At 59.8% G+C, this 14,220-nt stretch carries 13 protein-coding genes; 7 read left to right on the forward strand and 6 right to left on the reverse strand.

The annotated features are described in order from the left end of the window. The first annotated feature begins 117 nt into the window (after positions 1-117). From QMX86_RS14065 to QMX86_RS14075, 3 genes are all read left to right on the forward strand, one after another. On the forward strand, positions 118-582 hold the full coding sequence (locus QMX86_RS14065; RefSeq protein ID WP_073473679.1) for a multidrug transporter: 465 nt from the start codon (positions 118-120) through the stop codon (positions 580-582). A gap of 36 nt (positions 583-618) precedes the next feature. After that, positions 619-1,443, forward strand: coding sequence for an SDR family oxidoreductase (locus QMX86_RS14070; RefSeq protein ID WP_073473681.1), 825 nt, complete (start codon positions 619-621; stop codon positions 1,441-1,443). Positions 1,444-1,604: 161 nt separating this feature from the next. After that, positions 1,605-2,900 (forward strand): hypothetical protein, encoded by a 1,296-nt coding sequence (locus tag QMX86_RS14075; protein ID WP_282386248.1) that lies wholly within the window; start codon positions 1,605-1,607, stop codon positions 2,898-2,900. A 45-nt stretch (positions 2,901-2,945) separates the two neighbouring features. Here QMX86_RS14075 and QMX86_RS14080 read toward each other — a convergent pair whose 3' ends face one another. The 4 genes from QMX86_RS14080 to QMX86_RS14095 form a co-directional block, all read right to left on the reverse strand. Further along, positions 2,946-3,812: an HlyD family secretion protein gene (locus QMX86_RS14080; RefSeq protein WP_073473686.1), complete on the reverse strand. Its 867-nt coding sequence runs from the start codon at positions 3,810-3,812 to the stop codon at positions 2,946-2,948. 10 nt (positions 3,813-3,822) lie between these two features. Then, entirely contained in the window at positions 3,823-4,023 is a 201-nt protein-coding gene (locus QMX86_RS14085) for a DUF1656 domain-containing protein (protein WP_016771611.1), read from the reverse strand. Then, positions 4,013-6,205 carry an FUSC family protein gene (locus QMX86_RS14090; protein ID WP_282386246.1) on the reverse strand — a complete coding sequence of 731 codons (2,193 nt, stop codon included), beginning with the start codon at positions 6,203-6,205 and terminating at the stop codon, positions 4,013-4,015. The genes QMX86_RS14085 and QMX86_RS14090 overlap by 11 nt, the downstream gene beginning before the upstream one ends. Positions 6,206-6,344: 139 nt before the next feature. Then, a complete protein-coding gene (locus QMX86_RS14095; protein ID WP_282386891.1) occupies positions 6,345-7,844 on the reverse strand; it encodes an efflux transporter outer membrane subunit in 1,500 nt (499 codons plus the stop codon). A gap of 276 nt (positions 7,845-8,120) precedes the next feature. Here QMX86_RS14095 and QMX86_RS14100 point away from each other — a divergent pair, with 276 nt between their 5' ends. Continuing rightward, a complete protein-coding gene (locus tag QMX86_RS14100; RefSeq protein WP_024011667.1) occupies positions 8,121-9,089 on the forward strand; it encodes a LysR family transcriptional regulator in 969 nt (322 codons plus the stop codon). 96 nt (positions 9,090-9,185) lie between these two features. On the opposite strand, the gene QMX86_RS14105 is transcribed toward QMX86_RS14100, so the two are convergent. Further along, the gene (locus tag QMX86_RS14105) at positions 9,186-9,647 is read right to left on the reverse strand and encodes a hypothetical protein (protein WP_282386889.1); all 462 of its coding nucleotides are present in this window, start codon (positions 9,645-9,647) and stop codon (positions 9,186-9,188) included. A 718-nt stretch (positions 9,648-10,365) separates the two neighbouring features. Between QMX86_RS14105 and QMX86_RS14110 the strand changes: the two genes are divergently transcribed. Both QMX86_RS14110 and QMX86_RS14115 read left to right on the forward strand, forming a co-directional pair. Next, on the forward strand, positions 10,366-11,340 hold the full coding sequence (locus tag QMX86_RS14110; RefSeq protein WP_071174440.1) for a D-glycerate dehydrogenase: 975 nt from the start codon (positions 10,366-10,368) through the stop codon (positions 11,338-11,340). Between the two features lie 139 nt (positions 11,341-11,479). Then, entirely contained in the window at positions 11,480-11,989 is a 510-nt protein-coding gene (locus tag QMX86_RS14115; protein WP_122508262.1) for a DUF2165 domain-containing protein, read from the forward strand. 18 nt (positions 11,990-12,007) lie between these two features. Here the strand turns inward: QMX86_RS14115 and QMX86_RS14120 are convergent, their stop codons facing one another. Beyond that, positions 12,008-12,910 (reverse strand): DMT family transporter, encoded by a 903-nt coding sequence (locus QMX86_RS14120; RefSeq protein ID WP_122707487.1) that lies wholly within the window; start codon positions 12,908-12,910, stop codon positions 12,008-12,010. A 140-nt stretch (positions 12,911-13,050) separates the two neighbouring features. Between QMX86_RS14120 and QMX86_RS14125 the strand changes: the two genes are divergently transcribed. Then, positions 13,051-13,926: an AraC family transcriptional regulator gene (locus QMX86_RS14125; RefSeq protein ID WP_071174437.1), complete on the forward strand. Its 876-nt coding sequence runs from the start codon at positions 13,051-13,053 to the stop codon at positions 13,924-13,926. Positions 13,927-14,220: the final 294 nt, after the last annotated feature.

Below are 14,220 nucleotides of genomic sequence, written 5' to 3' on the forward strand. Positions count from 1 at the left end.
GATGCCTACTGTCAGAAATTACAGTCCCGACCAACGGCAGGCTTGTTGCCGCTCCGAATATCCATTGTGCGACACCTTCGGTAGGATGAAGCTCACTCACTCACGGAGCGTTCCCGCATGTTCATCGGCATCCTGCTGGTCATCACCTGGCTGATCCTGCTGCTGCGCTATCCGGCCAAGGCCTTGCCGGTGTCGGTGGCCGCTGCCATCGGCCTCGGCTTCGTAGCCATGTGGGTGGTGTGGCTGGACAACCGCGAGATCAAACAACTGGCGCGCCTGGAACTGCGCATTGCCTATGCTCCCGAACAATGTCCGGCCGACCGTCCACTGCAATTGAAAATGAACAACGGTAACGATGTGCCGCTGACCGAACTGCGTTGGCGCATCGCCGCGTACGCGCCGGGCGATACGGTCAATCTGGCCGACAATCAATACACCGCCCCGCGCTATCGCGGCCCCGGCGAACTGCAGGCCGGCGCGACCTGGGAAGATTGTTTGCCCTTGCCGCCGCTGCGTTCCGGCTATCGCCCGCAAACCCTGGAGTTTCGCGCCGAGCATTTGCAGGGTAGTTTTGCCGACTGATCCCCTCCCCCGACTTTTTTGCACAAGGAATGCGCCATGCCCGTTGCGTTGATTACCGGTTGTTCCAGCGGCATCGGCCGCGCCCTCGCCGACGCGTTCAAAGCCGCCGGCTACGAAGTCTGGGCCAGTGCGCGCAAGACTGAAGACGTCGCTGCGCTCAGCGCCGCCGGTTTCACCGCGATTCAGCTGGACGTCAACGATGGCGCCGCGCTGGAACAACTCGCCGAGCGTCTGAGCCAGCAACATGGCGGCCTTGATGTACTGATCAACAACGCCGGTTACGGCGCGATGGGGCCGCTGCTCGACGGCGGCGTGCAGGCGATGCAGCGCCAGTTCGAGACCAACGTGTTTTCGATTGTCGGCGTCACCCGCGCGTTGTTTCCGCTGCTGCGTCGGGCCAAGGGGCTGGTGGTGAATATCGGCAGCGTGTCAGGTGTGCTGGTCACGCCATTTGCCGGCGCCTACTGCGCTTCGAAAGCGGCGGTGCATGCATTGAGCGATGCCTTGCGCATGGAACTGGCACCGTTTGGCATCCGTGTGATGGAAGTCCAGCCCGGCGCCATCGAATCGAGCTTTGCGAAGAATGCCGGACATGAAGCCGAGCAATTGATCAACGAGCAATCGCCGTGGTTTCCATTGCGTGAAGGCATTCGGGCACGGGCCAAGGCATCGCAGGACAAACCCACCCCGGCCAGTGAGTTTGCTGCCGAGCTGTTGAAAGCGGTGCGGCAGAGCAAGCCGTCACGGCTGGTTCGCATCGGCAACGGCAGTCGGGCGTTGCCGTTGTTGGCGGCGTTGTTGCCGAAGGGTTTGCTGGAATCGACGTTGATGAAGCGCTTCGGATTGCGCGCAAAGCTCTGATACCCAGTTGTTGCGACGAGCGGTATCCCGACCTGTCAGAGTTGACAGTAGGCGCCCTCTAAAGGAAGGCCTATCGTGAGTTCAAGCCAGGTGAACGGTGTTGTGGCGGTGTTAAAGCCCGGCGAGTAATCCGACCTCACGACAACCGCGCAGGGACGTATATGACAACCGCTAAGAAGGCCACGAACATCAGGGCAACAATCGACGCTACATGGGGAAGCGGCCAGGGCAAACTTCAACTTGACGATATATTTCAGGACGACCCGGCGAAGTCCCGGCCGCTCACCGGATCGACGCTGCTGCGCGATAAATCGTTGCTGGTTACCAGTACCTTCGACAATAGCTCCTTCTTCATTTCCAAGCTGAACCACTTGGGTGCCGTAGACCTGGCGTTTGGGGTCGAAGGGCGTGTCATGGGTTCGTTCCTGGCCAATGAGCAGGCCGCTGGCGGGCCTATTGCAGAAGGTGCCGATGGGCGGCTGTTCATGGCGGGCAGCACAACCAATGGGAAGTCGAGCGAGGTTAGCCCCGCGATTCTCTGCCTCGACAGCAAAGGCAATCGAGTGAGCAGCTTTGGCGACAATGGCCAAGTCATCATCGATCCCCCAAACACACAACGGCTTACGAAAAAAGGCCCGGCATTCGTGTTCGCGCTACCCGACGGCAGCGTTATTGTCGGCGTTGATTACCACACGCCTGCCGTGCTCAGGGCGCACCTTTACAAGTTCGATGCGCAGGGAGCACCCGTTAAGGCATTCGGCATAGATGGCCGAGTCGAAATAAAGCACGGGCTACGGCATGCATCGACCTCACTCAGCGACGGTTGCGTGCTCGACAATGGACTGTTGTTATTTGCAGGCTACGAAAAATACGAGCCCGACGTGAACACGGACGGTCTCGTCGTGATGTTGAATTCAGACAGTGGCGCGCCCCATGAGAATTTCGGTCACCCGGAAAGACCCGGAGTTCTGGTAGTCCGGTACAACTCCAGGGGTGCCGAACTCAATACTGTGAGACAGCGAGCCCCCAATAGGTTCACGGCATCCGGCTACACCAACATGGGCAACGCCTTGAGTGAGCGATACGGCATGTTGATCGCCTTCGATGAAGAAGGTAAGCCCGATTTCGACGTTTTCGGCAGTCCGAATATCATGCCGCTTCCAGCAGATCTCGGCAGCGACAGGCGAGTCAACTGGGCGGACCATGTTCCTTTCGCTGATAACATCGTAGTTTCTGGTGGAGACGAGAAGGGCAATTATATTGCCTGTGTGAAAGCACGCAGCGGTGGCTACAACTCCGATTTTTCAGACGCGGGTGGCGTCATCCCCCGCGAGGAGACCACCGACTCTCTCTCCAGGCTTCATTATCAGCAGGACCCTGGCAAATTGATTGTTGCCCTCAACATCAATCCAGAAAATCCTCTGGGTTGTCTGTATCGCTACAACATTGCTCAGTAGGTGGCAGGATCACCGCGTCGCCCGGTTCAAGGGCGACCCGGTCAATCAATTGTCTGCCAGGTCCTGCTTCACCACTACCGTGCAAGTAATTCCCGCCGCCAGCAACACCCCCGCCGGCACCTCATCAATGTGAATCCTTACCGGCACCCGCTGAGCCAACCGCACCCAGTTGAACGTCGGATTCACATCTGCAATCAGCTCGCGGCTTTCAGGGTTGTCGCGGTCGTAAATCCCGCGCGAAATGCTTTCGACATGGCCCTTGAGCACTTCGCCGCTCATCAATTGCATGTCGGCTTGGTCACCCACTTTGACGTGCGGCAGTTTGGTTTCTTCGAAAAAGCCGTAAACCCAAAATGAATTCATGTCGACCACGGCCATCTTCGCCTCGCCAATGCGCGCGTAGTCGCCGCGATGCACATTGAGGTTGGTCACGTAGCCGTCCACCGCCGCACGCACTTCGGTGCGTTTGAGGTTGAGTTCGGCGGCTTCCAATTGCGCCTGGGCATGTTGGTAATCGGCCAGCGCAGCGTCGGCGATGTTGCTGGCGTCGTCGCGGTTCTCTTTGGAGATCACCAGATTGTCGAGGTCGGCGCGGCGATGGGCGTTGACCTTGCGCATTTCCCAGGTCGACTTGCGCGAAGCCACCAGTGACTGCGCCTGCTTGACCGCGATGCGGTAGTGCTCGGGGTCGATGCGCATCAGCAGATCGCCCTTCTTCACCAACTGGTTGTCACGCACCGGCACTTCGACCACTTCGCCGGTGACGTCGGCGGCGACGTTGATGATGTCGGCACGCACGCGACCATCGCGGGTCCACGGCGTGTTCATGTAGTGCTCCCACAGCGTGCGGCCGATCCACAGCGCCAGGGCCAGTACCAGCAGGGTCGCGAGCAGGCTGAAAAACTTTTTCATCAAGATGTTCTCAACGGTAGACAGTCAGCGCCATGGCGCCGAACAGACAGGTAAACAGGCTCAGACGCAGCAGCGCCGGGTGCCAGAAAAAACGGTACAGGTCGAACCCCGAGAGGAAGCGGTCAACTGCCCAGGCCAGTCCCGCAGCAATGAAAAACATCAGGGTCATGGTCGGCATGTACACGCCGTGGAAGGCGATTTCACGAGGCATGGGCGAGTCCTTCGGGCCGGGCAGAAGCGAATTGGGCGAGGGGTGATTGCGGGTCGAGCAACGAGGTGCGGATGAAGTGCAGGTAGCTTTTCACCCGGCGCAACGCCGAGGTATCGAAGTGCGGCGCGAACGGCTCATCGGTGGCGGCGACGCGGCTGATCGCGTGATCGACCGCCACCAGTGCGCGTTCGAGATTGCTCGCGTTCGGCTGTAGAAACAGGCGCACCAACGCGCGCCCCATCACGCGGATTGCCTGGCGCCACGGCTGCGATTCGGCATACGCCGGGTGCACCGGCAGGATCGCCTGTTCCTTGCGCAACTCGATGATCGCGTGGCCGACTTCCAGCACCACGAACATCCAGCGCAGCAGGCTTTTTTGCACTTTCGGTTGCCCTGCCGCGAGGCCATAGGCCTGATGCAGCAGATCGCGGGTGCGGCTCTCGAAACGCGAGGCCAGGCCCTTGAGTTTGCCGCTGATCGCGTAGACCACTTGGCCACGCAGATCCTGCTCCAGGCGCTGCCACAGCCAGCGACTGTTCGGCGGCAGAATGATCGCCCCCGCCGCCGCACACACGAGCATGCCCATGACCATGGCGATGTAGTCGTTGATGAAGGTGTAGGGGTTGTAAATCGTGAGGTTGTCCGGCACTGAACCGGTGCTGAAAAAGATCAACAAACCGAGGCCGACACCGGCGTATTGCGGTCGTGAGGCGAGGAACGAACCGAGCACGATCACCGGCGCGAGCATCACGCAGAGCAAGGGGAAACCGTCGATCAACGGGAAGATGAAAAACATCTCGACGAAGCCGATCAGTGCGCCGAGAAACGTGCCGCAGGCCATTTGAAAGGCCATGCGTTTGGGGTTCGGCGTGGCGGCGGAAAGGCCGACGGTGGCGGCGGCGATCAGGGTCATGGTCGCCCCGCTCGGCCACGCGGTGGCGACCCAATAACTGCCCAACACAATCAGGATGAACGAGGCACGAATTCCCGACGCGGCTGCGGCCCACCAGTTGGTTTGCGGGGTGAAGGGCTCGTCCCAGCGCTCGCGTTCGTGGCGGTGCTCGGCCAGGGACGCGTGGGTCTGTGCATAGCTGTGCAGGTCATCGACGAAGCGGTAGAGCAATTCGTAGGCGGTGTGGAAATCCAGTTGTTCGGCTTCGCTCGGAGCAGTGTCCTGAAAGATCCCGCGCAGGGTTCGGACACGTGCCGGCAGACCTTCCTTATAGGTGGCCAACGCGGTCGCCACACGTGCCGCATCGGGGCTGGTCAGGGCGCGACCGCTGAAGCTGTCGAGCACTTCGGCGAGGTCCTGCAAGCCCGGTTTGATCGCCGCCACGACATGCTCTTCGCCATTGCCGCGCAGGCGTTCAAGCAACTGATGCAAGGCGTTGAAGCGCGTGGTGATGCCCATGAACTCGCTGTTCAAACGACTCAGACGACCGTTGCGCCGGCGCATGTGCGGGTCTTCGAACACGGTCACACTGCGCAGCCCTTCCAGGCCGACGGCTTCGGCAATGAAGCGCACGTTGCTGGCTTCGAACGCCTCGGCTTTGCTGCGCCCGCGCAAGCCGTCGGTGACGAACAAGGCGAACACACCGAAGCGCTGATACAAGGCGTTGCGCATCGCCGCACTGGCGGTCTGCGGCAGAATCGCCGCGCTGATCAGCGTCGAACAGAGAATCCCCAGCGAGATCTCCAGCACCCGCCACACCGCCGCCATAAAGGCGCCGTCCGGGTGCGCCAGCGCCGGCAGACCGACCATCGCTGCGGTGTAACCGGCGAGAACAAAACCATAGGCGCGAAAGTTGCGGCAACGCGCGGCACCGGCCGAGCAGATGCCGACCCAGATCGCCAGCGAGCCGAGAAACAGCTCCGTGTTCTGCGCGAACAAAGCGATCAGCGTGACCATCATCGCCGACCCGGCCAGCGTGCCGAGCAAGCGATAGAAACTTTTGGCGAACACCTGACCGCTCTGCGGCTGCATGACGATGAACACCGTGATCATCGCCGTACGCGGTTGCGGTAGTTCCAGCCGCATCGCCAGCCACAGGGTGAGAAACGCGGCGAGCAACACCTTGAAGATATACACCCAGGTCACGCCATCGCTGCGTGCCCAGTCGAAAAAACCGCGACGCCATTCCAGGGAGTGGAGCCAGCGCAGGGGGGCGGGCAAGGAGGTCATTGAAAATACTCAGGCATGCAATGCGGACTCGAAACCTGTGGGAGCGAGCCTGCTCGCGAAAGCGCAGTCCCAGGCAACATGTTCATTGACTGATACGCCCCCTTCGCGAGCAGGCTCGCTCCCACAATGGATGCTGTGTTCAACGCAGGAGCGCCGGGGTTTTCGGGGCCTGGGTCTGCTCGGCTGTCGGCACGTCATTACCCGCACCGAGGCCTCCACCCAAGGCAGTCACCAGCTCGGCATGCGCACTCAATCGCGCAGCCTGCACTTGCTGCTGAACCTGCTGTTGCTTGAACAGCAAGGTCTGCGCATTCAGCACATTGAGGTAATCGGTGAGGCCGCGTTGATAAGCGATCATCGCGATGTCGTAGGTTTTCTGTGCTGCGGCCACGGATTCGGCAGCGAAGTCCTGCTGCTTGTCCATCGACTCGCGGCGGATCAACTGATCGGAAATGTTCTTCAGCGCGTTGATCAGAGTCTGGTTGTAGTGCGCCACAGCGATGTCATAACCGGCCGCCGCTTCGCCCAATTCGCCACGCAGTCGACCGCCGTCGAAGATCGGCAACGAGATCGCCGGGCCGACGTTGTAGTTGAGTTTCTTGCCGGTCAGAAACTCCAGCGCGCCGCCGCCCGTGGCCATGTAGCCGAGGCTGCCGACCAGATCGACGTTGGGGTAGAAACCGCCGTGGGCGACATCGATGTCGCGCGCCTGCGCCGCCACTTGCCAGCGACTGGCGACCACGTCCGGACGCTGGCCGAGCAGTTCGGCGGGCAATGCCGAGGGCAACTTCAACGGTGCCGCGAGGGACAGCGTCGGCCGTTGCAGTTGCGCCGCCGCGCCCGGGCCTTTACCGGCCAGCGCAGCAATCTGGTTGCGGTTCAGGGCGATTTCCTCGTCCAGCGCATCGAGTTGGCGATGGGTTTCCGGCAACGGCGTTTCGGCCTGGCTGACTTCGAAGTGCGTGCCGATGCCACCGCTCAAACGCTTCTGCGCCAGATCGAGAATCTGCTGTTGCTGTTTGAGCATTGCGGCAACGATGTCGCGCTGGGCGTAATGCAGCGACAGCTCGATGTAGGCGCGGACGATGTTGTTCTGCAGTTCCAGTTGCGCCAGGCGCGCCTCGGCCACGCTCACATGGGCCAGATCCACTGCGCGTTCACTGGCATTGCGCTCGCGGCCCCAGAGGTCGAGGGCGTAACTGAAGCCGAGCGCGGCGTTGTTGTCCCACGTGGTGGTGTTGGCCAGATCGCCGGGGCCGTAGAACTGATCGGTCGGCCAGTTGTGGCGCTTGAGGGTCGATTCGCCATTGATCTGCAACGCCTCGGCCGCTTCGGCAACACCGGCCATAGCCTTGGCCTGACGCACCCGCGCAGCGGCCATGGCCATGCTCGGGCTGCCTTGCACGGCGAGGTCGATCCAGCGATCAAGTTGCGCGTCACCAAACGCCTGCCACCATTGGGCGCTGGGCCAGTGGGCGTCTTTGGCGGCCTCGGCAATGGCAGCGTCGGTGGCCAGTGAATCGGCCGCGAGTGCCTCGCCGTGAGGGGCAATGCCTTGGGTAGAGATGCAGCCGCCGAGAGCCAGGGTTAAAGCCAGAACACTGAGCGGCAAAAGCGCTCTGTTGATGCGACGCGGCACAGCTGCGAATTCCTGAGAGAGGGATAGATCGAGGACCGTGCAGGAGCTGCCGCAGGCTGCGATCTTTTGATCTTGCTTCCCTTAAAACAAAATCAACAGATCGCAGCCTTCGGCAGCGCCGGCACAGGATCGGCGCAATTCTATGGAGCTGCCTCTGCGGCGATAAGCTGGGATTTCTGTGAATCTTTGTTACGGTTAACGAGATAATCCCTTGGTCGGGGGTCTCAGCCCCTGAAACTTCGTGTCACAATTTGCCATCTCCCTTGAGAGCACCCCATGGACACTTTGCAAAACATGCGCGCCTTCAGTTGTGTTGCCGAAGCGGGCAGCTTCACCGCCGCCGCCGTGCAACTGGACACCACTACCGCCAACGTCTCGCGCGCGGTCTCCAACCTGGAAGCCCACCTGCAAACCCGCCTGCTCAATCGCACGACCCGGCGCATCGCCCTGACCGAGGCCGGCAAACGCTACCTGCTGCGCTGCGAACAGATCCTCGCCTACGTCGAAGAAGCCGAAGCGGAAGCCAGCGACGCCCATGCACGCCCGGCCGGCCAGCTGAAAGTGCACACCATGACTGGCATCGGTCAGCACTTCGTCATCGACGCCATCGCCCGCTACCGCAAGACCCACCCCGACGTGACCTTCGACCTGACCCTGGCCAACCGCGTGCCGGACCTGCTCGACGAGGGCTACGACGTGTCCATCGTGCTGGCCAGCGAACTGCCCGATTCCGGCTTCGTCTCGCAACGCCTGGGCATCACCTACAGCATCGTCTGCGCCTCGCCGGCGTACGTGAAAGCCAACGGCGCCGCGCAGAAACCCAGCGACCTGCTCAACCACGCCTGCCTGCGCCTGGTCAGCCCGGTGATCCCCTTGGAAAAATGGGCCTTCGACGGCCCGGACGGCCAGGAAACGGTCACCATCAACAGCTCACCGTTCCTGGTGAACTCCGCCGACGCCATGAAAACCGCCATCACCAGCGGCATGGGCGTCGGCGTGCTACCGGTCTACGCCGCCATCGAAGGCCTGCGCAACGGCACCCTGGTGCGCGTGATGCCGAACTACCGCTCGCAGGAACTCAACCTCTACGCGATCTACCCGTCGCGGCAGTACCTGGATGCGAAGATCAAAACCTGGGTGGAATATTTGCGCGGATCGTTGCCGGAGATATTGGCGGCGCATCAGGCGGAACTGGTTGCGTATGAGTTGAGCGGGAGCCTGGCTGGCGCGCGCGTTGCGACCTGACTTTCAAAGACCCGGAGGGAGTTCCGCGCTCCGATGACGCGGAATTCCCAATGCAACGTCGTTGCGATAGCACTAATCGGCGATAAAGACAGAGTGTTACTTCTGTACGTGCTCAAGACCTTGAACGTCTCTGAACGCACCGTTTGCTCCCAGCTGGGGATCTGTTGGATCGTTCTGTACCTTTAAATTGAACGTCGCATGGAATGTGCCTCGTTCCAAATCGAATGCAACTGTGACTTTTCCGCTTCCGTAAACAGCTGAGTAAGGAGTATATGTCTCCCCATCGTCATCCTTTTCAATCAGTACATAGATAATGTCGATACCGCCGTCTTTAACGTAATCATGTTCTTTGTTGTCAATTGACTCTGGAAAACTGATGCTCAACGACGCCGACCGTTTTTCGTCAAATTGTTGATTTGCACTAACTAGGACTTCCTTGCCATCAGTCAAGAATTTCAAAACAGTGCCATTGAACGGTGGAAGGCTGTCAATCAGCACGTTGGCCGAACCTGATACTGATTTTTTTGATTTCGAATGGAGCCGAATTTTATTTTGCATGACAAGTTCCCTCTCTATGGATCCGGTACACACAGGAAAATAGTGTGCAGACACAAGATTGCATGATTGAACTCTGATCGCACCTGACAGAAATGACAGTAAAACAAAATTTTTTGCTATAAGAAACTTACGATCTGGTTCTAGACAAAGTGCAGAAGGATGGAATTGGTAGCGTATCAATTGGCCGGAGCCCGCCCAGGACTCGACACATTCAAACTCGAGGTGTCAGATAAACCGCTATCGCCAGCAGGCTCACTTCCACAGAAAAGCAAAGCAGCGCAGCTGCCCGCGGCGAAGCCGCCCCACTCAACAATGAGCGCAAGCTCGAGTGCTTTTGATCTTGATCCACCGGCGACGTCGGAAGGCTGAGTGGAGGGATTGATCCGGGCGTGGGAGCGCAGCGACCGTCTGGCGCAGCCAGACACAGCGGAAGGAGGTGCAGCGAAGCAAACCGGAGCCGCTGCGCCCGGATCAGTCCCGGAGCGAAGGGACCCGAGCCTGCGAGGGCCGAACGTAGGAGCTAGCGTTTTTTGCTTACTTTTTTAGGCGCTTGTAAAAAAGTAAGTCGCCGTCAGGCGAAACCGCCAGCCGCCGCACCGAAACCTTCGGATATTCACACCAGACAAACCAAGGCATGGTCGGCCCAGAGGCCGCCAAGACAACCCGAGCGAGAAAATGTTAGCGTGCTTGCAATCAAGCCCCGACGAGCCCAAGCCCAATGAAAAAAACAGTCCTGGCCTTCAGCCGCATCACCCCGCCCATGATCGAACGCCTGCAAGAAGAATTCGACGTCATCGTCCCCAACCCCAAGACCGGTGACATCAACGCCCAGTTCAACGAAGCCCTGCCCCACGCCCACGGCCTCATCGGCGTCGGCCGCAAACTCGGCCGCGCACAACTGGAAAGCGCAACCAGACTCGAAGTGGTCTCGAGCGTCTCGGTCGGCTACGACAACTACGACCTCGACTACTTCAACGAACGCGGGATCATGCTCACCAACACCCCCGACGTGCTCACCGAAAGCACCGCCGACCTCGCCTTCGCCCTGATCATGAGCAGCGCCCGCCGCGTCGCCGAACTCGACGCCTGGACCAAGGCCGGCCAATGGCAGGCCAGCGTCGGCGCCCCGCTGTTCGGCACTGATGTGCACGGCAAGACCCTCGGCATCGTCGGCATGGGCAACATCGGCGCCGCTGTCGCCCGGCGCGGACGCTTCGGCTTCAACATGCCGATCATCTACAGCGGCAACAGCCGCAAGACCGAACTGGAAGAGGAACTCGGCGCGCAGTTCCGCAGCTTGGATGAGCTGCTGGCCGAAGCCGATTTCGTCTGCCTGGTGGTGCCACTCAGCGACAAGACCCGCCACCTGATCAGCCATCGCGAACTGGCGCTGATGAAGCCGAGCGCGATCCTGGTCAACATCTCGCGCGGCCCGGTGGTCGACGAACCGGCACTCATCGAAGCTCTGCAAAACAACCGCATCCGTGGCGCCGGCCTGGACGTCTACGAAAAAGAACCGCTGGCCGAATCGCCGCTGTTCCAGTTGAAAAACGCCGTGACCCTGCCGCACATCGGCTCGGCCACCACCGAGACCCGCGAAGCCATGGCCAACCGCGCCCTGGCCAACCTGCGCAGCGCCCTGCTCGGCGAACGGCCGCAGGATCTGGTCAACCCGCAAGTCTGGCGCGGCTGAAAAAAAAGGCCGGCGCAACATTGCGCCGGCCTTCACCTTACATAACTTGCAACCGAACAAAACGCCAGACCAAGTAACAGCAATATAAGCTCTCGCAACTTATCAACTTATTGATTAATTGCCATGGAGAGCCAATCCCGTGAACACCCTGACCACCGACAAACTCATCCGTTACAGCAAAGTCATCTTGATGGCTTATATAAGTTTCTTTGGCCTGCTGGTGATGATCCATAACTTCACTGACTATGAGTCCAACTACACTTACGTTGCACATATCCTGAGCATGGACACCACCAACGCCAGTGAAAACATCATGTATCGGGCCATTGATTCGCCGATGATCCATCACCGGATCTACTGGTTCATCATCACCATGGAAGTCATCTATACCGTGCTCTGCCTGATCGGTACTTACCAGTTGTATCGCTACATCGATGCCTCGCCAGCGGCATTCCATGAAGCCAAGAAGTTTTCAATCATGGGCATATTGGTCGCCATCTTCATTTATTACGTATGTCTGCAAACTGTAGGTGTCGAATGGTTCGACATGGACACTTCGCAATCCTGGAATGCCAAGGACTGGGCAAGGCATATTGTCGACTTCATCTTCCCGGTGATGATCTACATCACTTTGAAAGTTGAGCGCTGAGTATCAGCGCTCGTTTTATCAAGCCAACTTCCCTTGACCCGCAGACAACAGCACTTTCGGTTTACGAAACACCAGCACGTTGCCCAACATCACTAAGACCAGCCCGACCAGCGCCGGTGCGGTCCATTGATAACCTTCGGCAAACGCCGACACGTTCAACGCCACCACCGGGAACAGCACCGTGCAGTAAGCCGCCCGCTCCGGGCCCATGCGCCCGACCAGCGTGAGGTACGCGGTGAAGCCGATCACCGAACCGGGAATCACCAGATACAACAGTGCCCCGACGTAACGCGGCGACCAATCCATGTCGAAGGGTATGCCCTTGATCAGACACCACACCGTCAGCATCGCTGCGCCGTAAGCCATGCCCCAGGCGTTGGTGGTCAGCGGTCGCAATCCCGCTTTCTGTTGCAGACTCGAGAGTATATTGCCGGCGGAAAAACACAACGTGCCGCATAACGCCAATCCAAGGCCGAGCAGGGTTTGCGGGCTGGCCTCATGCCCGGCCAGTTCCGGCCAGAACAACAGCCCCAGACCTGACAGCCCCAGCGCACCGCCCAGCAACACGTTGCGGGCAATGCGCTGGCCGAAAAACACCCGCGCATTCAGCGCGTTCCACAGCGTTGCCGTGGAAAACACCACCGCCACCAGCCCGCTGGGAATCCACTGGCTGGCCGTCAGAAAGCACATGAAGTTCACGCAGAACAGACATAACCCTTGAGCCACACAAATCAAATGCCCACGGCGGTTCATCGGTTGCAGGCGTCGGCTGAGCAGCAACAACGCAAACAACACCAACGCGGCGAGGCCGAAGCGATAGACAATCGACACCGGGATTTCGACCACGCCCAATTGCCATTTCAAGGCAATCCAGGTGGTGCCCCAGATCAGCACGGTCAGCAGGTACAACGACAGGTTCATGGCACACACTCCTTAAACAGGCCTTGAGTGTCTGCCTCGGGCAGCCTTCGACGCTTGCACAATCTTGCGCTTTTGTCTGGCGGCAGGCTGGCAGGGCGGCGTCTACGGAGTAGGATGCAAGGCGTTGGAGAGAACCGAACATGGCCGCTATCGATACCCTGCAAGTCTTTCAAGCCCTCAACCGCTCGCCGAATGCACGCCTTGTGCACAGCGCCGAGCTCGGTGACGGCATGTCTGCGGCCTTGTGGACCAACCACCACGATGCCCAGGAATACGAAGCGCCAAGTCATCACACGCTGTCGTGCTACGTCGCCGGCGGCACCGGCACATTCCGTCGTGGCCAGCCGGGCCGCAAGGGCGGGCCGGACAAGCTGTGCATCCTGCCGGCCGATCACGAATCGGGCTGGGTGATCAATGGCGATATCCGTCTGGCGCACCTGTATTTCAGCGCCGAACAATTCGCCCTCGGTTGCGTCACTTTGCTCGATCGCGAACCGCGCGAGATGCAATTACGCGAGCAGACCTTTCTCGAAGATCCGCAGCAGGCGCAGCGCTTCCGGCAATTGCTGAATCTGAACTGGCAAGAGCCGGCCGAGCGCTTGCTGACCAGCAGCCTCGCCCATGAATTGATCAGCCACACGCTGCTCAGCCAGGTGGGTGCGCGTCAGGGCCTGCGCCTCAAGGGCGGGCTGGCGCCGCACCAGCGCCGACAACTGGTGGAGTTCATCGACAACCAGTTGGCTGAGCCGATCAGCCTCGGGCAACTGGCCGGGCTGTGTGCACTGTCGGAATACCACTTTGCGCGGATGTTTCGCCTGAGCTTCGGCCTGCCGCCACATCAATATGTGCTGGCGCGGCGCTTGAGCCGGGCGCGGGAATTGTTGCGCGGCACGGCGTTGCCGCTTGGCGAAATTGCGCTGGCGTGCGGGTTTGCCAGTGCCAGCCATTTCACTAATCGGTTCAGGCAGGTTTTGGGTGGGACGCCGGGCGAGTATCGGCAGGCGTTTTTGCGGTAACCCCATTCCCCTCACCCCAGCCCTCTCCCAGAGGGAGAGGGGGCCGACCGAGGTGTCTTGCGGTGTACATCGACCTGAAAAATCGCATCGATTATGGATTCCAAGCATTACTTTCAGGTCGGTGTATCTCTCGAATATCCCACGGTCAGTCCCCTCTCCCTCCGGGAGTGTATGTACCGGGGACATGGTGGACACATGTTCGGAGACATGGTGGACGGTTTTAGATCTTCTTACCTGCCGTCACGATCTGCAAGTTCAAGTCGATTCGAGCGACACGATGTCTACTCCAGTAGA

It is taken from the genome of Pseudomonas sp. PS01270 (genome assembly GCF_029959775.1).
GTDB lineage: Bacteria > Pseudomonadota > Gammaproteobacteria > Pseudomonadales > Pseudomonadaceae > Aquipseudomonas > Aquipseudomonas atacamensis.

Bases quoted from the DNA above. Each gene is read 5' to 3' on its own strand.
- QMX86_RS14065 (WP_073473679.1), top strand. From the start codon at position 118: ATGTTCATCGGCATCCTGCTGGTCATCACCTGGCTGATCCTGCTGCTG.
- QMX86_RS14070 (WP_073473681.1), top strand. From the start codon at position 619: ATGCCCGTTGCGTTGATTACCGGTTGTTCCAGCGGCATCGGCCGCGCC.
- QMX86_RS14075 (WP_282386248.1), top strand. From the start codon at position 1,605: ATGACAACCGCTAAGAAGGCCACGAACATCAGGGCAACAATCGACGCT.
- QMX86_RS14080 (WP_073473686.1), bottom strand. From the start codon at position 3,812: ATGAAAAAGTTTTTCAGCCTGCTCGCGACCCTGCTGGTACTGGCCCTG.
- QMX86_RS14085 (WP_016771611.1), bottom strand. From the start codon at position 4,023: ATGCCTCGTGAAATCGCCTTCCACGGCGTGTACATGCCGACCATGACC.
- QMX86_RS14090 (WP_282386246.1), bottom strand. From the start codon at position 6,205: ATGACCTCCTTGCCCGCCCCCCTGCGCTGGCTCCACTCCCTGGAATGG.
- QMX86_RS14100 (WP_024011667.1), top strand. From the start codon at position 8,121: ATGGACACTTTGCAAAACATGCGCGCCTTCAGTTGTGTTGCCGAAGCG.
- QMX86_RS14105 (WP_282386889.1), bottom strand. From the start codon at position 9,647: ATGCAAAATAAAATTCGGCTCCATTCGAAATCAAAAAAATCAGTATCA.
- QMX86_RS14110 (WP_071174440.1), top strand. From the start codon at position 10,366: ATGAAAAAAACAGTCCTGGCCTTCAGCCGCATCACCCCGCCCATGATC.
- QMX86_RS14120 (WP_122707487.1), bottom strand. From the start codon at position 12,910: ATGAACCTGTCGTTGTACCTGCTGACCGTGCTGATCTGGGGCACCACC.
- QMX86_RS14125 (WP_071174437.1), top strand. From the start codon at position 13,051: ATGGCCGCTATCGATACCCTGCAAGTCTTTCAAGCCCTCAACCGCTCG.